The sequence below is a fragment of the Ancylobacter polymorphus genome (assembly GCF_030813495.1).
In the GTDB taxonomy this organism is placed as follows: Bacteria; Pseudomonadota; Alphaproteobacteria; order Rhizobiales; family Xanthobacteraceae; genus Ancylobacter; species Ancylobacter polymorphus.
This window is the reverse complement of the sequence record NZ_JAUSUI010000008.1, coordinates 108,940-127,166: the sequence shown is the minus strand read 5'-3', so window position 1 is coordinate 127,166 and position 18,227 is coordinate 108,940. Positions and strand designations below refer to the sequence as shown.

Sequence of the window (18,227 nt, the reverse complement as noted above, 5' to 3'; positions counted from 1 at the left end):
CCCCCAGCGCTCACTTTGACCTGCCAGCCAGGCCCGACCGGCCCGCTGCGGCCGTGCCGACGAGGAAAGGAGCCGCATGCTCCCCGCAACCGCCCCCACCCTCTCACCCCCCGGCGAAACCTTCGACGTCGCCGTCATCGGCGCCGGCGTGGTCGGCTGCGCGGTGGTGCGCCGCCTTGCGCTCGCCGGCGCCAAGGTGGTGCTGATCGAGAAGGGCAGCGACATCCTTTCCGGCGCCTCCAAGGCCAACAGCGCCATTCTGCACACCGGCTTCGACGCCCCGCCCGGCAGCCTCGAACTCGATCTCATCAAGGCGGGCCGCGCGGAATATCTCGCCATTGCCGGTTCGCTCGGCCTGTCGCTGGTGAAGACCGGCGCGCTGGTCTGCGCCTGGAACGACATTGAGGCGGAAAAGCTGGAGGCCATCGCCGCGCAGGGCCGCGCCAACGGCATCGCGGCGCTGGAGCTGCTTTCCGGCCACGCCGCCCGCGCCACCATGCCCGGCCTCTCCGAGCGGCTGGTCGCGGCGCTGGAGGTGGCGGACGAGCACATCATCGACCCCTGGACCGCGCCGCTCGCCTATCTCACGCAAGGCGCAAAGCTCGGCGCGCGCCTGCTGCGCCATGCCGAGCTGACCGAGGGCCGCTATGACGGCACATGGCATCTTTCCACCACCGCCGGTGAGTTGCGCGCCCGCGCCGTGGTCAACACCGCCGGGCTCTATGGCGACATCGTCGATGCGCGGCTGGGCTTTACCCCGGAATTCGAGATACGTCCGCGCAAGGGCCAGTTCGTGGTGCTGGACAAGGCCGCCGCCGCGCATGTGCCGCGCATCGTGCTGCCGGTGCCGACCGAGATCACCAAGGGCGTCGTCGTCTGCCCCACCGCCTTCGGCAATGTGCTGGTCGGCCCCACCGCCGAGGAACAGGACGACCGCGTCCGCGCCACGGTGGAGAAAGCCACGCTGGAAGCGCTGCTGGCACGCGGGGCGGAGATCGTGCCGGCGCTGGCGGGCCTTCCGGTCACCGCCGTCTATGCCGGCCTGCGCCCGGCGAGCGAGAGCAAGGCCTATCGCGTCTTCTGCCGGCCGGAAAGCCGCGCCGTCACGCTTGGCGGCATCCGCTCCACCGGGCTCAGCGCCGCGCTCGGCCTGGCGCAGCACGCGCTGCGGCTGATCGAGGGTTTCGGCCTCGGCCTCGCGCCGGTGGAGACGTCGCCGCCGGTGTGCCTGCCCAACCTCACCGAGACGCTGCCGCGCGACTGGCAGCAGCCGGACCATGGCGAGATCGTCTGCCATTGCGAACTGGTGACGAAGCGCGAGATCGAGGCGGCGCTCGCCTCCGAGGTGCCGCCGGGCGATTTCGGCGGGCTGCGGCGGCGGACCCGTGCCGGCATGGGCCGCTGCCAGGGCTTCTACTGCAATGCCCGCCTCGCCGAGATCACGCGCGGCCATCTGGCCGAACCGCTGGCTGTGGAGGGCGCCGCATCATGAGCGAAGCGGATGTCCTCATCGTCGGCGGCGGGCCGGCCGGGGTCGCGGCGGCGCTGGAACTGCGCCGCCAGGGCGTCGCCCGCGTCGTCTTGCTGGAACGCGAGCCGCATCTCGGCGGCGCCACCCGCCATTGCAGCCATTCGCCCTTCGGCATGCGCGAATTCGGCCGGGTCTATCTCGGCGCGGCCTATGGCAGGCGGCTGGAGACGGAAATCGCCCGCGCCGGGGTCGCGCTGCGCACCGGCCATTCCGTGGTGCGGATCGAGCCGGGCGGCCAGCTTCACGTCACCTCCCCGCGCGGGGTGGAGACGCTCGCGGCACAGCGCGTGCTCATCGCCACCGGAACGCGCGAGACGCCGCGTTCCGCCCGCCTCGTCTCCGGCGACCGGCCGGTGGGCGTGGTGACGACCGGCGCGCTGCAGGCCTATGTCGCCTTTCACGGGCTGATGCCGTTCCGCCGTCCGCTCATCGTCGGCTCGGAGCTGGTCAGCCTTTCCGCCGTGCTCACCTGCAGGAGCCATGGCGCGCGGCCGGTGGCGATGATCGAGCCGGGCCCGCACCCGCTCGCCCCAGCGCCGCTCATGGCCTTTCCCCGGCTGCTGGGCGTGCCCTTCCATGCCGGGGCGGACCTCGTCGACATCCGCGGGACGACGCGGGTGGAAGAGGCGACGGTGCGACTCGCCGACGGCACGGTGCGCGCTTTCGCCTGCGACGGCGTGCTGTTCACCGGCCGCTTCACCCCGGAATCGACGCTGCTGCGGCAATCCACGATTGGGGTCGACGCCGGCAGTTCCGGCCCGGCCATCGACCCGTTCGGCCGCACCGCCGACCCCCATGTCTTCGCCGCCGGCAATCTGTTGCGGGCGGTGGAGACCGGCGGCTGGTCCTTCCGCGAAGGCCGCGCCGTCGGCCGCGCCATGGCCGAGGATCTGGCGGAAGAGCGGGCGCGCGGCAGCGCGCCGGGCGACCTCATCCCCGTCACCTTCGACCCGCCGATCAAGCTGGTGGTCCCCGGCCTCATCCGGCGCGGGGCGCACGCGACGCCCGCCTTCGCCGATTTCCAGCTGCGCTTCCTGCGCCGGGCGCGCGGCCGGCTGGTGCTCCTCATCGACGGGCGGGAGACGTGGTCGGCGCGTGGGACCTGGATGCCCGAGCGGCGCATCCTCGTGCCGATCCCGCGCGACGCGCACACCGCCGACGCCGTGCATGTCCGCTTCGAGGAGGCCGCCTGATGCGTGTCGCCGCCATCGACCAGGGCACCACCTCCACACGCTGCCTCGTGGTCGAGGCGGATGGGACAGCGCGCGTCACCGGCAGCCTGACCCATGCCCAGCGCCACCCCGCGCCCGGCTGGGTGGAGCACGACCCGGCAGAACTGCTGCGCAACATCCGCGCCCTCATTGCCGCCGCCGGCGCGGTGGACGCGATCGCCCTCGCCAATCAGGGCGAGAGCTGCCTCGCCTGGGACGCGGTGAGCGGGGACGCGCTCTCCCCCGTCATCGTCTGGCAGGATGCGCGCTCCACTGAGAGCCTGGCCGCCCGCCCGGCGAAGCAGGCCGCGCGGGCCAAGGCGATCAGCGGCCTGCCGCTCGACCCGTATTTTTCCGCCTCCAAGCTCGGCTGGCTGATGGAGAATGTGCCCGCCGTCGCCACGGCGCGGGCGACGGGGCGGCTGCGGCTCGGCACCACCGACGCCTATTTTCTCGACCGGCTCACCGGCATCTTCGCCACCGACCTCGCCACCGCCTCGCGCACCGGCCTGCTCGACCTGTCCACCGGGCGCTGGAGCGCGGAACTGTGCGATCTCCACGGCGTGCCGCTGGAATTCCTGCCGCCGATCCGTGCCGTCGATGCCGGCTTCGGGACGATCGACGGCGTGCCGCTGCGCGTGTCCATCGTCGACCAGCAGGCGGCGCTGTACGGCCATGGCTGCCGGGCGCCGGGCGACGCCAAGATCACCTTCGGCACCGGCGCCTTCCTGCTCGCCATCGCCGGCCCGGAGCGGCCCGCGCCGGAGGGGCTGCTGCCGACCATCGGCTGGCAGCGCACGGGCGAGGCACCGGTCTTCGCCATTGAGGGCGGGGTCTATGACGCGGGGGCGGCGCTGGAATGGCTGCGCCGGCTCGACCTCTACAGCGAGACGGCCGAACTCGACGGCTTCACCGGCCCCTCCGCGCTCAGCCGCGGGCTGGTGTTCGTGCCGGCGCTCTCCGGCCTTGCCGCGCCCTATTGGGACCGCAAGGCGGCGCCGCTGTTCATCGGCATGGAGGCGGCGACCGAGCGGCGCGACATGGTGCGGGCCGCGCTGGAAGGCATCGCTCTGCTCACCGTCGGGCTGATCGAGGCGGCGGAGCGTGCCGGGGCGCCGATCACCGAAATTTCCATCGATGGCGGCCTGTCGCAGAGCGGCTATTTCGCCCGCTTCCTCGCCACCGCCAGCGGGCGGGTGGTGAAGGTGCCGGCGCTGCACGAGATGACCGCGCTCGGCCTCGCCGCGCTGTGCGGCGTGGATGTCGGCGCCGCGCGCGGCGGTGATCGCCATTTCGCACCCGACGATTCGGTAAGCCCGCAGGACCGCGCCCGGTTTGCCGAGGCGGTGGCGAAAAGCCGGGGCTGGCGGACGTAGGGCGCCCTCAGAACACGAAATCCACCGAGGTCAGCAGCCAGCAGCCGCGCGCCCATTCAATGCGGTTGCCGGCGGCGTCGGTGTTGATGGAGCTGGTGCGGAACACCGGCGTGCCGGGCGTCAGCGCCAAAAGATTCGCCTCCTCCGCCGTGGCGAAGCCGCCGCTGATCCGGGTCTCGGCGCGGCGGTACTTCTGGATGCCATGGGCGATGAACACATCCGTCACCGACTGGCGGCGGGAATAGACGGTGGCGAAGTCCGGCAGCAAAGCGGCGGGAAACACCTTGGTGCTGATATAGATCGGCTGTCCGTCGGCTGAACGCACGCGGCGCAGCCGCACCACCGGCGCACCGAGCGGCAGATGCAGCTGCTCGGCGGCAGCCGCGTCGGCGAATTCCTCTTCCAGGAGCGTCGTCGTGGTGGTGACCGCCTTGCCGTCGGCACGCAGGCTCTCGGCGAAGCGGCTGCCGTCGCGCACCACCAGCGCCGAGGGCAGGCTGCGCACGAAGGCGCCCACCCCCTTGCGCGCGGTGAGGTGGCCTTCCTGCTGCAGTTGCTGCAGCGCCCGGCGCAGCGTGATGCGGGTGACGCCGAGCTTTTCCGCCAGATGCACCTCGCCCGGCAGCTGGCTGCCCGGCCGCAAATAGCCGCTCTCGATCAGCGAGAGGATGTAGTCGTAAATCTGCTGCCAGATCGGGGTGTCGCGGCGCGGGCGGAACACCAGCCCGTCAAAGCCGGATACATCGCTTGCCGCTCCGGCCTGCGCCTTCACGCTTCGGTTCACGCCCTCACTCCGCCGCCTGTGCCGCAACCGCGACCGGCCGATGCTCCACCGCCCGGCGCGCATAGACGATACGCCCTTCGACCAGCGTCGCCACCACTTCCGGATGCGCCATGTCCGAGGCATCGACAAGGATCAGGTCCGCCCGCTGCCCCGGCGCCAGCCGGCCGCGATCCTCCAGACGGGCGACGCGAGCGGGGTTGGCGGAGATGAGCGGCCAGTGCCGCGCCAGCGCGTCGCGGTCGCCCGCCGCCAGGGTGAAGGCGGCATAGAGCGGGGACGGGTAGTGATAATCGCTGGTCAGCACGGTGCAGCGCCCGGCGGCCACCGCCTCGCCCGCGCTCTGCGCGCCATTATGGCTGCCGCCGCGCACCACATTGGGCGCGCCAAGGATCACGTCCTCGCCGGCGTCGCGGGCGGCTTGCGCGGTCTCGGGGTTCATCGGGAATTCGGACGCCACCGCGCCCAGCGCGCGGAAGCGGGCACGCTCGTCCGGCGAATTCTCGTCATGGGCGAGCAGCACATTGCCATTGGCCCGCGCGCTGGCGGCGAGGCTCACAATGGCGGCGGGCACGTCCTCGCGCGCGCCCCACACGCGGTCCAGCAGCGCGCGGTAATCGTCCTGGCTGAGGCCGGAACGCTCCGCCATCTGGCCGATCTTGCGGGCGATGGTGCCCTTCAGCACCGAGCCTGATGTGTGGTCGTTGAAGGCGAGGATCGGCGCGGGGTCGAGCGCCAGCCAGCCGCGCACCTCTTCCATCGCCTCCAGCGCGAAGGTCTCCCAGCGCAGATGCAGGCGGGTGTCGCAGGCGAGGCCGCCGCGAAGGGCCATCAGCGTGGCGACGAAGGCGCGCGCCGCTTCCACCGAGCGCAGGCCCGGCTCCCAGGAAATGGTGACGCCGTGAAAGGCGGTGGTGATGCCGTTGGCCACGAGCTGCCGGTCAGTGTCGCGCAAGGCGAGCGTGGTGTCGAAGCGCACCCCCGGGCGCGGCATGATGTGGCGCTCGAAGGCGTCGCCGTGAATGTCGACGATCCCCGGCAGCACCAGCAGGCCCGACGCGTCGATGACCCGCGTGGGCACTCCGCCGGCGGCGTCATCGGCCAGAAGCGCGCCGCGCAGGGCCAGCGGCTCCGCGCTCCACCGGCCGTCCACCAGCGCCAGCCCGTTCTCGATACGCACACTCATCGCCGTACTCATGGCTGCCTCGTCATCTCTGGGTCACTGTCACGTATGCGTCATACGCTGTCTATACAGATAATCGCAGTCCACAGTTCCTGTCTATACAGCAAAGGGCACAAAATGTTTCGCAAGCTTGTTTCCGCTCTCGCCATCACCGTGGTGACCGCCTTCGCCGCAAGCGCCGAACCCGTGCGTTTCGCCGTGACCGACATTGAAGGGCTGGAGGCGCTGCAGCAGGAGTTCGGCGGCTTCCAGAAGGAGCTGTCGAAGCTCACCGGGCTCGACATCGAGCTGATCCCGGTCAGCTCGCGCACCGCCGCCGTCGAGGCGATGAATTCCGGCCATGTCGAGCTCGTGCTCACCGGCCCGGCCGAATATGTCGTCATGAAGCAGCTCAGCGACCCGCGCATCGTCGTCGCCTGGCAGCGCCCGGATTATTTCGCGCAGGTGGCGGTGCTGGCCAACGGGCCGATCCGTTCCGTCGAGGACCTCAAGGGCAAGAAGGTCTCCTTCGGCTCGGTCGGCTCCACCTCGCAGCATCTCGGCCCGGCACAGGTGCTGGCCGATTTCGGCATCATGTACGGCAAGGATTATGAGGGCGTCATCATCTCCCGCAATGTCGCGGCGGAAGCGCTGATCCGCGGCGACATCGCCGCCATCGGCCTGAACTATGGCCACCTCAATGCCATCCGCAAGGCGTTCCCCAACGCCGCCTTCGCCGTCGTCGCCCGTGGCCGCGACCTGCCGAACGACATCCTCGTCGCCCGCAAGGACATTCCCGAGGAAGTGTTCGTGAAGGTGCGCGAGGCCTTCCTCAAGCATGGCAACGAGCTGATGAACGCCGTGCTCAAGGGCGAGGACAATCAGAAGTTCAAGGGCGGCATCTTCATCACCGACGTGAAGGACAGCGATTACGACTATGTCCGCTCGATGTACCGCACCATCGGCATCGAGAACTTCGGCAGCTTCATCAACTGACGCCCGTCCCGACGCGCCGGGCGGGCCCTGCCCCGTCCGGCGCTTCTGTGTTTTCCGCGATGGAGGCCGCCATGGAGCGCGTTCCGATCGAGCCCGTTTCCGTGCCGCATCTCGCCGGCCTCAGCCCGGCCGACACCGGCAATCCGCCGATCGGCCCGCTGGTGAAGGCGCCGGCGCCGGTGCTGGCCCCGCAGATCATCGGCGCGCGCGGCCTCGCCAAGACCTATCCCAACGGGCAGCGCGTCTTCGCCGGCGTCGATCTCGACATCCGCGCCGACCAGCGCGTGGCGCTCATCGGCTCCAATGGCGCGGGCAAATCCACCCTGCTCAAATGCCTGATCGGCCTGCTGCCGACGACGCTCGGCGAGATCACCACGCTGGGCGAGCGCTTCCTGGCCGCTTCCAGCGCCGCGCAGCTGACCCGGCTGCGGCGGCAGATCGGCTTCGTGTTCCAGAATCACGGGCTGGTCGGGCGGCAGAGCGTGCTCACCAATGTCATTCAGGGCAAGCTCGGCCTGCCCGGCAGCTGGCGCGCCTTCCATCACGCGCTCGCCCCGCAGCACTGGCGCGAGGAGGCGATGGCGGTGCTGGCCGAGGTGCGCCTCGCCGACAAGGCCGGCGCCCGCGCCGACCAGCTGTCGGGCGGACAGGCGCAGCGCGTCGCCATCGCCCGCGCGCTGATCCGCCGGCCGCGCCTGCTCATCGCCGACGAGCCCGCCGCCAGCCTCGACCCGGCGGTGGGGCGCGACATCATGCGCATCTTCTCCGATCTCGCCCGCGATCACGGCATTACCCTCGTCTACACCACGCACGACATGCAGCACGCGCTCGACTATTCCGACCGCATCGTCGCCCTGAAAGGCGGCAAGGTGCATTTCGACCGGCCCACCGCGCGGGTGACCGCGCGCGACATGGAGGGCGTGTTCCATGGCTGACGCCGCCGCCGCCCCCGCCGCGCGCCCCCTGCCGCCCTCGCGGCTTCCGTCGATGTCGCCGCTGACCTTCACACTCATCGTGGTCGTCGCGGCCCTCTTCCTCGCCTCCATGGGGCAGGTCGCGCCCTCGCCGGAAAAGCTCGCCAACGGCCTGCCGCGCATGGCCGAGCTGGTCGGCCGCATGCTGCCGCCCAACACCGATCCCGGCTTTCTCCAGCGCATGGGCTGGCGCATTCTGGAGACGCTGCAGATCGCGCTGGTCGGCACCGTGTTCGGCGTGCTCATCAGTCTGCCCATGGGCTGGCTGGCCGCGCGCGGCATTTCCCCGCTCGGCGCGCTGCGGCATTTCCCGCGCGCGCTGGTGTCGCTGTTCCGCACCGTGCCCGATCTCGTCTGGGCGCTGCTCTTCGTCTCGACGCTCGGCCTCGGCGCGGTGGCGGGCACCATGACCATCGTCGTCGACACGATCGGCTTTTGCGGCCGCTTCTTCGCCGAGGCGATGGAAGAGGCCGACAAGAAGCCGCAGGAGGCGCTGCACGCCATCGGCGCCAACCGCGTCAGCGTGCTTCTGGGGGCGATCCTGCCGGATGTGATGCCGACGCTGATCAACTCCTCGCTCTTCGCGCTGGAAAAGGCGGTGCGGGCCTCGGTGGTGCTCGGCCTTGTCGGCGCCGGCGGCATCGGGCAGGAACTGAAAGTCGCGTTCGACCTGTTCCAGTACCGCAACGCCTCGGCCATCATCCTCGCCATCTTCGTCATCGTGCTGGCGATGGAATTCCTCACCGACCGGCTGCGGGCGAAGTTCCAGTAGACCCCCGCGGAGGGTGCTTTCCGCGGCGCGAGGGGGTAAGTGTCGCGCCTCTAGCGACAGGTGCCCACTCGTGACATCCCTCCTCCTCCACATGCGCCCCATCTTCTTCGGCACCGTGCTCGGCATTGGCGGCCTCGCCAATGGCTGGCGGGTGGCGAGCCGGCTGTGGGGCGCGCCGGTGCTGATCGGCGAGGCGCTGGCGGTCACCGCCTTCGCCCTCTGGGCGCTGTGGAGCGTGCTCTACGCGCTGAAATGGCGGTTCCACACTGACGCCGCGCGTGAGGAAATACGCCACCCCGCCCAGGGGCTCATCGCCGCGCTGGCGCCGGTTTCCACCCTCATCGCCGCCATCGCCATCGGCCCGCATGTGCCGCTGCTCGGCTGGGGCCTGTTCATCGCCGGGGCGGCCGGGGTCGCGCTCTATGCCGCCTGGAGCGTCGGCGGCCTGTGGCAGGGCGGGCGGGCGCCGCAGGAAGTGACGCCGATCCTCTATCTGCCCACCGTCGGCGGCGGGCTGGTCGCCGGCATCGCCAGCGCCACCTTCGGCCAGCCGGCGCTGGGCTGGATGTTCTTCGGCATGGGCCTGTTCTCCTGGCTCTCCATGGAATCGGTGTTCCTCACCCGTCTGTTCCAGCACGGGCTGCCCGCCACCGCCCGGGCGAGCCTCGGCATGGAACTGGCGCCGCCGGCGGTGGCCTGCGTCGCCTATCTCTCGCTGGCGCCGGGCCCGGCGGACCGGGCGGCGCTGGCTCTGTTCGGCTATGGCTGCTTTCTCGCGCTGGTGATGCTGCGGCTGGTGCCCTGGCTGCGCCAGCAGCCCTTCGGCCCCGGCGCCTGGGGCTACACCTTCGGCGTGGCCAGCCTGCCGCTCGCGGCGCTGAAGCTGGTGGAACAGGGCGCCGGCGCGCCGGTGACGCAGATGGCGCTGGCGCTGTTCGTCGCCGGCAATCTCATCATCGGCTGGATCGCGCTGCGCAGCCTTGTCGGCGTCATCGGCTTCTTTCGCCGCAGGCCGGGCTGAGCCGCGCTCAGCCCGCCGCCCCGCGTTCCGCGATCAGGAACGGCGCATCCGGGCCGAGCGCGTCGAGCACCCGCCAGCCCGACTCGCGGAGTTCGGCCGGCACCCTCACCTCGCCCGCATCGGCCGGCAGGCGCGTCGGCACGACGACGCGCACCGCCTCCTCGCCGCGCCAGCGCTCGAAGCCGAACCAGCCGAGGCGGCCGGGCTCCATGTCGAGCGGCCGGTAGTCCCCGCCCGTCAGCGCGCCGTTGCGCTGGCGCAGCGCCAGCAACGCCCGCGTCAGCCGGAAATACTCGGCGTCGCCGGCCTCATTGGGGTCGTCACCGCGCAGCGCCGCCTGCCGCGCCGTCCAGTCGACCGGGCGGCGATTATCCGGGTCGACCAGCGAGAAGTCGCGGAATTCCGTTCCCTGATAGAGGTCGGGCGTGCCCGGCAGCGTGTGCTGGAGGATAAGCTGGGTGAGGCCCACCAGCCGCCCGGCCGGGGCGATTGCCGCCAGCAGCGCCTCCAGTCGCGCGCGGAACCCCGCCGCCTCCGGCGCCTCGATCAGCCCGGCGGCGAAAGCGAGGCAGGCTTCCTCATAAGGCGCGTTCGGCGTTTCCCAATTGCTGTGGCGCTTGGCTTCGCGCAGCGCCTTGGTGATGTAGCCCGCCATGCGCTCCGTAGTGATCGGCCAGGCCGAGACCAGCGTCTGCACGATCATATGCGCATCGAGCGGGTCCGGCATCGCCATGCCCGTCTCCTCACCGATATGCGGCGCGACAAGCTCCCGCGCCTCTTCGGTGAAGGCGAGCCAGTGCTCGGGCTGGTGGCTGAGCGCCGCGAGGCGCGCGCGCGGGCCGGGGCCGCGCTTGGTGTCGTGGGTGGCGAGCGGGATGAGATCGCTTAGCCCCGCCTGCGCTCGCGCCGCGTTCAGCGCGTGCATCTCCTGCGCCGTGCGCGAGGGATGGTCGAGACTGCCGCCCACCTCATTGGCGCAGAGCAGAACGGGATAACGGTACAGCTCGGTGTCCTCGAACCCCTTGGCCATGGCCGGGCCGCTGAGCTGCTGGAAGCGCGAGCGGAACTCGTGGTCGCTCGGCCGTTCCGGGTGTTCCAACCGCTGCAGCAGCAGCCGGGCGGCGGCGGCAGTGAGGGGGTTCTCGGTCGCCTCGATCCGGGCGCGGATCTCCTCCCAGATCGCGAGGTCCTCCTCCGCATGGCCGTCGGGCGTCGCGTAGGAGCGGTAGACCGGGCAATGGGCGAGCAGCGCCACCACACCGTCGCGGATCGCGGTGTCGGTGAGGTCGCCGGCCTGCATCGCCGCGTCCAGTCCCTCGCGCGCCAGGGTCGCCAGAATGTCGACCTCGGCCTTCAGGCTGGCGTCCAGCACCTGCCGCTTGGCCGATGCGAGCCGCTCGGGGAGCGCGCCGATGAGCAGATGGCGCGCGCGCAGCGCCTCCTCGAAGCGGCGATAGCCCTCGGGTTCGACGCAGAGCGCGTTGATGTCGTTCAGCCGCTCATAGCCGGTCGTCCCCTCGATCGGCCACGGTCGCAGCACCTCGCCCGGTTCCAATATCTTCTCGACGAGGAGCGGCACGTCCTCGCCCACCACTGCCCGCAGCCGCGCGCAATAGCCGGCGGGGTCCACCAGCCCGTCAATGTGGTCGATGCGCAGGCCATGGACGAGCCCGCGCCGGATCAGGTCCAGCGGCAGGCGGTGGACGAGGTCGAACACCTCGGGGTCCTCGACGCGGACGCCGGCAAGGTCGGTGATGTTGAAGAAGCGGCGGTAATTGAGGTCATGCGCCGCCGTCCGCCACCAGGCGAGCCTCCAGTGCTGGGCTTCCAGCAGGGCGGCAAGGTCCGCTTGCGCGAGCACGGCGTCGAGCGCGGCGCGCTCGCTTTCGCCAAGGCCGGTGAACACGGCCCGCGCCGCGCCAAGCCCGGCATCGCGGTGCGAAGTCTCCACCCGCTCGAACGCGGCGGCGGCCGCCTCAACTCCCACCACGCGCAGCATTTCGGCCACGCTCATTGCCCGCAGCGGAAAGCGATGCTCGGCATAGGCGACATGGATCCGCCCCAGCGCGTAATCGGCCTCCAGCGACAGGCTGCCCGCCTCCAATGTGGCTTTGAGCGGATCGCCGAGCAGCGGCAGCAGCAGCCGGCCGCTCTCCCATTTCACATCGAACACGCGGGCGGCGGGCGAACCCGGCCCGCCTTCCAGCATGTCGTTCCAGAACGGGTTGTGGCTGGACGCCGCCATGTGGTTGGGCACGATGTCGAGCAGCACACCCATGCCGCGCGCGGCCAGCGCGGCGGCGAGGCGCGCGAACCCCTCCTCCCCGCCAAGTTCGGGGTTGATGCGGGTCGGGTCGGCCACGTCATAGCCATGGGTCGAACCGGGCACCGCCATGGTGATCGGCGAGGCGTAGAGATGGCTGATGCCGAGTTCGGCGAGATAGGGAACCAGCGCCTGCGCATCCGCGAAGGTGAAGCCGCGATGGAACTGCAGGCGGTAAGTGGCGCGAAGCGGCTGGGTCATGCGGGCGCGAGGCTCCAGACGGCGGCGGCGAAGGGGCCGAGGGTGAGCTTGCCCTCGGCTTCATGGATCACCCCGCCGGTGCTGGCCCCGGCCGGCATGCCGGCAATGCCGGTCATCGGGTCGAGCGTGGCCGCCTGCCGGCCGCCATTCAGCACCATCACCAGCGTGCCGGCGTTGAAGTGCCAGGCGACGCGCAGCGCCTCGCCGCTGCGGCTGAGTTCGCTGCCGCGATAGAAGCTCGCTGCCAGCGGCCACACCAGCCGGCGGCGCTCATCCGCCAGCCGGCGGAAAATGTCGAGTTCCGCCCGCGCCTGCGGGGTGCGGAAATCCTCCGCCTTCAGCTTGGCGGAGATGAAGGTGGCTTCGCTCAGCGGGTCGGGGAAGCTCTCGCCATGGGCGTCGAAGAAATCGGCGAATTCGCTGCGCCGACCATTGCGCACCGCCTCGGCGAGATCGCCCTCGAAATCGCAGAAGAACGGGAAGGGCTGCGACAGCAGCGCCTCCTCGCCCTGGAACAGCAGCGGAATGGCGGGCGAGAGCATCAGCACGAAGCGCAGGAAGGCGAGCCACTCCGGCGCCAGGCTCGCCGCCAGCCGGTCCCCGAGCGGGCGGTTGCCGATATGGTCGTGGTTCTGGGCGAAGGCGACGAAAGCGTCGGGGGCGAGTTCCGTGCTCACCGTGCCGCGCGGCTGCCCGCCCTCGCCGGGATAGGGCTCGCCCTGGAACACGAAACCCTCACTGAGCGCCCGGCCGGCGGCGGCGACGGGATCGCGCGCATAGGGCGCGTAATAGCCGGTGCGCTCGCCGCTCGCCAGCACATGGAAGGCATGGTGCCAGTCGTCGTTCCACTGCGCGTCGTAGAGAGGCTCGTCGCGCGTCATCCAGCCGGCGATGTTGTCGTGGTTCTCCAGAACCAGCCAGGCATCCGGCTTCACCGCCCGGCAGGCGGCCGCGATCTCGCGCAGAAAGGTCTCGGCGCCCGTGGTCGCCAGCGCATGCACCGCGTCGAAGCGCAGCCCGTCAAAGCCGAACTCGGCGAGCCAATAGGCGGCGTTCTCGCTGAAGAAGGCCCGGACGATGGGGTTCTCGAGGTCGATCGCCGGGCCCCAGGGGGTGTCGATATCCTCGCGGAAGAAGGATTTGGCATAGAGCGGCAGGTAATTCCCGCTCGGGCCGAAATGGTTGTAGACGACATCGAGCATCATGCCGAGGCCGCGCTCATGCGCGGCGTCGATCAGCGCGCGCAGGTCCTCCGGCGTGCCATAGGCGGTGTCGGGCGCGTAGAGCAGCACGCCGTCATAGCCCCAGTTGCGGCGCCCGGCGAAATCGGCGACCGGCAGCAGTTCGATGACCGTGAAGCCGGCGTCGCGGTAATGGTCCAGCCGGTCGATCAGCGCGCGGAACGTGCCTTCCGGCGTGGCGGTTCCTACATGCACTTCGGCGATGATGGCCTCGTGCCAGGGCCGCGACGGGCCGGGCGCGCGGGAGGGGGGCGGCGCCGGCACGAGGCTCCAGCCATCGGCATCCTCCGCCTGCCCGCGCGAGGCGGGATCGGGCACGGCGAGGCCCGCCTGCCCCTCGCCGAGGCGGAAGCGGTAGCGCGTGCCGGCCTCGAGCCCGTCAACCGTGGCGGTGAAGAAGCCGTCGGCGCCCTTGTCCATCGCCACCGGCCCCGCGCCGTCGATCTCCAGGCTGACGGTGGCGGCCTCGGGGGCGAACAGGCGGAAGCGTGTGGAGGTGGCCTCGATCAGCGGCCCGAAAGTGCTGTTCATGCCCGCCATTCCCACACGATGAGAGTACGGGCCGGCACGCCGAACGTGCCGCCGCCCTCGAGGCTCGCGCCTTCAAGGTCGTCGCCGGTGGCGAGGATCGCCTCCCAGCGGCCGGACTGCACCGGCGGGGCGACGAAATCGACATCGACATGCGAAGCGTTGAGCATGATCACCAGCGAGGGCTCCTCCGGCAGCACCGGCGCGAGGCGCAGGGTGATGCATTTGGAATGCGGGTCGACCCAGTTCTCCTCGGTCATCCGCGTGCCGCCATTGTTGAACCAGGCAACATCCGGCTGGCCCATCGCGTTGCGCGAGCCGGTGAGGAATTCCGGCCGCGACAGGCAGGAATGGGTTTTGCGCAGCTGGGCGAGGCGGGCGACGAAGTCCGGCAGTTCCGGGTCGTCATTCGACCAGTCGACCCAGCCGATCTCATTGTCCTGGCAATAGGCGTTGTTGTTGCCGCCCTGCGAGTTGGACCGCTCGTCGCCGGCCAGCAGCATGGGCACGCCCTGACTGAGGAACAGCGTGGCGATCAGATTGCGCTTCTGCCGCCGGCGCAGCGCGTTGATCGCGGGGTCGTCGGTCTCGCCTTCGACGCCGCAGTTCCAGCTCTTATTGTCGTCATGGCCGTCGCGGCCATCCTCGCCATTGGCCTCATTGTGCTTGTCGTTATAGGTGACGAGGTCGTGCAGGGTGAAACCGTCATGGGCGGTGATGAAGTTGAGGCTCGACCACGGCCGGCGGCGGCCTTCCGAGAAGATGTCCTGCGAGGCGGCGAAGCGGGTGGCGAAGCTCGGCAGCAGCCCTTCCGAGCCGCACCAGAACTCGCGCACCTTGTCGCGGTAATCGCCGTTCCATTCGGAGAAGCCGGGCGGGAAGGCGCCGAGCTGGTAGCCGCCGGGGCCGACATCCCACGGCTCGGCGATCAGCTTGAGCCCGCCCAGCGTCGGGTCCTGGAGAATGGCGTTGAAGAAGGCGTGGCCGGAATCGAAGCCTTCCGGGCGGCGGCCGAGCGTGGTGGCGAGATCGAAGCGGAACCCGTCAATGCCGTAGACCGAGGCCCACATGCGAAGGCTGTCCATCACCATCTGCAGCACGCGGGGATGGTCGGTGTTGACCGAGTTCCCGCAGCCGGTGAGATCGTCATAGTAGCGGCCATTGCCGGGCAGCAGCCGGTAATAGGACGCGTTGTCGATGCCCTTGAAGGAGAGCGTCGGCCCGAGATGGTTGCCCTCGCAGGTGTGGTTGTAGACCACGTCGAGAATGATCTCGATTCCCGCCTGGTGCAGCCGGTCCACCGCCTCGCCAATGGCGTCGAGCCCGTCCTCGCCGAGATAGCGCGGTTCCGGGGCGAAGAAGTTCAGCGTGTTGTAGCCCCAGTAATTGGCGAGGCCCCGATCGATGAGATGCCGGTCCTGGGTGAAGGCATGGACGGGCAGCAGTTCCAGCGCGGTGACACCGAGCTTGGCGATGTAGTCGATGAATTCCGGCTGGCCGAGTGCGGTGAAGGTGCCGCGAATGGATTCCGGCACCAGCGGGTGGCGCATGGTCAGCCCGCGCACATGGCCCTCATAGATCACCGTCTTCGCCCAGGAGATGCGCGGGTGCTGGGTCGCCGCCATCGGCGTGCCGGCAACAACACGCGCCTTGGGCATGAAGGGGGCGCTGTCGCGCGCGTCCATGATCAGGTCGGCGTCGTCGCCGGCGCCGATCGTGTAGCCATAGAGCGCGTCGTCCCACTCGATATTGCCCACCAGCATGCGGGCATAGGGGTCGAGCAGCAGCTTGTTCGGGTTGAAGCGGTGCCCGGCCTCCGGCGCCCACGGCCCGTGCACGCGCCAGCCATAGACCTGCCCGCGCCCGACGCCGGGGAGATAGCAGTGCCAGACGCCATTGGTGCATTCGTGCAGGTCGATGCGCTCCAGCTCGGTGTCGCCATAGCGGTCGAACAGGCACAGCGTCACCCCGACGGCATTGTCGGAGAACAGCGCAAAATTCGTTCCTCTCCCGTCGACCGTCACACCGAGCGGAAAGGCAGAGCCGGGCAGTATCTTGCGCATGATGGGGTCACCAGAAGGAGGGAAAAGACGCGGCCGGTCATCCGCACGGCGGGGGCGGGGCGGGGCACATCCGGAACGGTGGCAAGGTGGAACGTCAGCCCCAGCCCCAGTGATTGGCGCGCATGAGGCGCACCGTGCGCTCAACCGCCCGGCGCAGGTCGAGCGGCGCCCCGCTCTGCGCCGCGGTGGCGAGGGCGCCGAGGGTCGTCTTGACCAGGGGATGGCCGGGGCAGGCGCTGCGGGTGCCGACAAACTCGTAAGCGTCGCGCAACGTGCGCAGGCGACGGCCCTCGCGCGTGCGCAGCGGGCGTTCCAGATCAGCGTCCCAGTAGCAGTCGGACATGGGTGCTCTCATGTGTCGGATCGAGCACAAAACGCCAAATGCTGCGAAAAGGTTCCCCAGCGCGAGACGGAAGCGGCCGATCCTGCGGCACCTGAATGGCGCGTGAACCCGAAAAAAAGGGGCCGGCGAGAGCCGGCCCTTGGGAGGTTGTGCAGGAACGGGATGTCTCGCGGGTGCCCGGCCCGCTCGTCGCTCAGGCGGTCAGCACCTTCACTTCGTCGCGCAGCCGCCCGCCAAGCGCGGAGACGGCATCGGAAACCTGTTCGATCTGCCCCGCCGTGCCCCGGATCTGGCCGGAGATGCGCGAGACGCCATTGATGCTCTGCGTCACCGAGGCATTGGTGACGCTCTGTTCCTCCACCGCAGAGGAGAGGGTCGAGAACACGTCGCGCAGCGTGCCGACGCTGTGGGTGATCTCGTTCACCGCGCGCGCCGCGTCATTGCTCGCCTGCTGCACCGCGCTGACCTGGGTGCTGATCTCCTTGGTGGCGTTGGCGGTCTGCAGCGCCAGTTCCTTCACCTCGGAAGCCACCACGGCGAAGCCCTTGCCGGCCTCGCCGACGCGGGCGGCCTCGATGGCGGCGTTGAGGGCGAGGAGATTGGTCTGCGAGGCGATGCGCTCGATCATCGCCGAAATATTGCCGATGCGTTCGATGCTCTCCACCAGCCCGCCGACCAGCCCGTCGGCCGAGGTGGCACGCTCGGCCGCCTGCGCGGTCATGGCGGTGGCGTTGTGAATCTGCTTGCTGACCTCGCCGAAGGATACCGACATCTCCACCGCCGAGGCGGCGACGGACGCCGTCATCTCCTCGCTCTGGCGGCTGAGATCGTCGAGATCGGTGCTGGCGGCCTCCATGGCGGCGGAGGACTGGTTCATCTCCTCGATAACAGAAGTGACGGAGGCGGCGACCTTGACCGTGTCCGTCACCAGCGCCCAGGTCAGCATCGGCCCGTCATAATGGCCATCGGGCGTCATCAGCGCGGAGACGGAGAGATTGAGCGTCTCCGGCCCGACCCTAATCCGCGCCGTGTGCGGCAGGCGGGAGGCGTCCGCCAGCATGTGGCGCTGCATTTCCGGCTTCTTGTGGAACACGTCGATGGAGGAGCCGATGAGCTCGGACGCCTTGATCGGCAGATGCTGCTCGATGCGCTTGAGCGTATCGAGGCTGGTGCGGTTGGCGTAGTCGATGATGAAGCCGTCGAGCGAGCAGGTCATCACATTGATCGGCATCTGATCGACCATCTGCATCAGCCGCCGGATCTTGGCCTCGGCGATCAGCGCCGCCGTCTCCACGCTCCACATCACCTGCACATGCTGGCACTCGCCACGGGCATTGCGGATCGGGGTGAGGGCGAAGCGCAGCACCTCGTCGCCGAGGCGCACATCCCGCGAGAACGGCTGGAGGTCGCCGCGCGCCGCGCGGCCGCCGGCAGAGGCGAGATCGAGCGTGAACAGGCTGAGCGAGGCCCCCACGATCTCCGGCGGCGCCTTGGGCAGCGCGTGCCGGATCGTCTCGTACAGCGCCTTCGAGCGCGCATTGGCGTAGTCGATCCCGCCCGTATGGGGGTCGCACATGAGGATGGCTGCGGGCAGGTCGTCCAGCAGGGCGGCATCGAAGGCGCGCGCCGAGGAGCGGCGCTTGAGGGAATAAAGCGAGGCGGGGCTCATGCCGATCTCCGGTCGGGGGCGGTTCGCCGGTCCGA

At 70.0% G+C, this 18,227-nt stretch carries 14 protein-coding genes; 7 read left to right on the top strand and 7 right to left on the bottom strand.

Features of this window, described 5'->3' with window-relative positions; translation table 11 throughout:
- Window positions 1-76: 76 nt before the first annotated feature.
- From J2S75_RS18100 to J2S75_RS18090, 3 genes are read left to right on the top strand one after another with little or no spacing between them, the layout of a single operon-like run.
- Window positions 77-1,492, top strand: coding sequence for an NAD(P)/FAD-dependent oxidoreductase (locus J2S75_RS18100; protein WP_307021930.1), 1,416 nt, complete (start codon window positions 77-79; stop codon window positions 1,490-1,492).
- A complete protein-coding gene (locus tag J2S75_RS18095) occupies window positions 1,489-2,724 on the top strand; it encodes an NAD(P)/FAD-dependent oxidoreductase (protein WP_307021928.1) in 1,236 nt (411 codons plus the stop codon). The genes J2S75_RS18100 and J2S75_RS18095 overlap by 4 nt, the downstream gene beginning before the upstream one ends.
- Window positions 2,724-4,118 carry an FGGY family carbohydrate kinase gene (locus J2S75_RS18090; protein ID WP_307021926.1) on the top strand — a complete coding sequence of 465 codons (1,395 nt, stop codon included), beginning with the start codon at window positions 2,724-2,726 and terminating at the stop codon, window positions 4,116-4,118. The genes J2S75_RS18095 and J2S75_RS18090 overlap by 1 nt, the downstream gene beginning before the upstream one ends.
- Before the next feature lie 7 nt (window positions 4,119-4,125).
- On the opposite strand, the gene phnF is transcribed toward J2S75_RS18090, so the two are convergent.
- On the bottom strand, window positions 4,126-4,902 hold the full coding sequence (gene phnF / locus J2S75_RS18085) for a phosphonate metabolism transcriptional regulator PhnF (RefSeq protein ID WP_307021924.1): 777 nt from the start codon (window positions 4,900-4,902) through the stop codon (window positions 4,126-4,128).
- A 4-nt stretch (window positions 4,903-4,906) separates the two neighbouring features.
- Window positions 4,907-6,097 carry an alpha-D-ribose 1-methylphosphonate 5-triphosphate diphosphatase gene (locus J2S75_RS18080; protein WP_307021922.1) on the bottom strand — a complete coding sequence of 397 codons (1,191 nt, stop codon included), beginning with the start codon at window positions 6,095-6,097 and terminating at the stop codon, window positions 4,907-4,909.
- A 102-nt stretch (window positions 6,098-6,199) separates the two neighbouring features.
- On the opposite strand from J2S75_RS18080, the gene J2S75_RS18075 reads away from it, so the two are divergent.
- The 4 genes from J2S75_RS18075 (at window position 6,200) to J2S75_RS18060 (ending at window position 9,824) form a co-directional block, all read left to right on the top strand.
- The gene (locus tag J2S75_RS18075; RefSeq protein ID WP_307021920.1) at window positions 6,200-7,057 is read left to right on the top strand and encodes a PhnD/SsuA/transferrin family substrate-binding protein; all 858 of its coding nucleotides are present in this window, start codon (window positions 6,200-6,202) and stop codon (window positions 7,055-7,057) included.
- 71 nt (window positions 7,058-7,128) lie between these two features.
- Window positions 7,129-7,992, top strand: coding sequence for a phosphonate ABC transporter ATP-binding protein (locus J2S75_RS18070; protein ID WP_307021918.1), 864 nt, complete (start codon window positions 7,129-7,131; stop codon window positions 7,990-7,992).
- Window positions 7,985-8,803: a phosphonate ABC transporter, permease protein PhnE gene (gene phnE / locus J2S75_RS18065; protein WP_307021916.1), complete on the top strand. Its 819-nt coding sequence runs from the start codon at window positions 7,985-7,987 to the stop codon at window positions 8,801-8,803. The genes J2S75_RS18070 and phnE overlap by 8 nt, the downstream gene beginning before the upstream one ends.
- A gap of 70 nt (window positions 8,804-8,873) precedes the next feature.
- Window positions 8,874-9,824, top strand: coding sequence for an SLAC1 family transporter (locus J2S75_RS18060; protein WP_307021915.1), 951 nt, complete (start codon window positions 8,874-8,876; stop codon window positions 9,822-9,824).
- 7 nt (window positions 9,825-9,831) lie between these two features.
- Here J2S75_RS18060 and treY read toward each other — a convergent pair whose 3' ends face one another.
- From treY to J2S75_RS18035, 5 genes are all read right to left on the bottom strand, one after another.
- Complete coding sequence (gene treY, locus J2S75_RS18055) at window positions 9,832-12,348, bottom strand: malto-oligosyltrehalose synthase (protein ID WP_307021913.1); 2,517 nt, start codon at window positions 12,346-12,348, stop codon at window positions 9,832-9,834.
- On the bottom strand, window positions 12,345-14,120 hold the full coding sequence (gene treZ, locus J2S75_RS18050; protein ID WP_307021911.1) for a malto-oligosyltrehalose trehalohydrolase: 1,776 nt from the start codon (window positions 14,118-14,120) through the stop codon (window positions 12,345-12,347). The genes treY and treZ overlap by 4 nt, the downstream gene beginning before the upstream one ends.
- Window positions 14,117-16,180, bottom strand: coding sequence for a glycogen debranching protein GlgX (glgX, locus tag J2S75_RS18045; RefSeq protein WP_307021908.1), 2,064 nt, complete (start codon window positions 16,178-16,180; stop codon window positions 14,117-14,119). Before glgX ends, treZ begins: the two co-directional genes overlap by 4 nt.
- Window positions 16,181-16,274: 94 nt before the next feature.
- Window positions 16,275-16,523: a hypothetical protein gene (locus tag J2S75_RS18040; RefSeq protein ID WP_307021906.1), complete on the bottom strand. Its 249-nt coding sequence runs from the start codon at window positions 16,521-16,523 to the stop codon at window positions 16,275-16,277.
- Window positions 16,524-16,716: 193 nt separating this feature from the next.
- Entirely contained in the window at window positions 16,717-18,192 is a 1,476-nt protein-coding gene (locus J2S75_RS18035; RefSeq protein WP_307021905.1) for a methyl-accepting chemotaxis protein, read from the bottom strand.
- Window positions 18,193-18,227 lie beyond the last annotated feature (35 nt).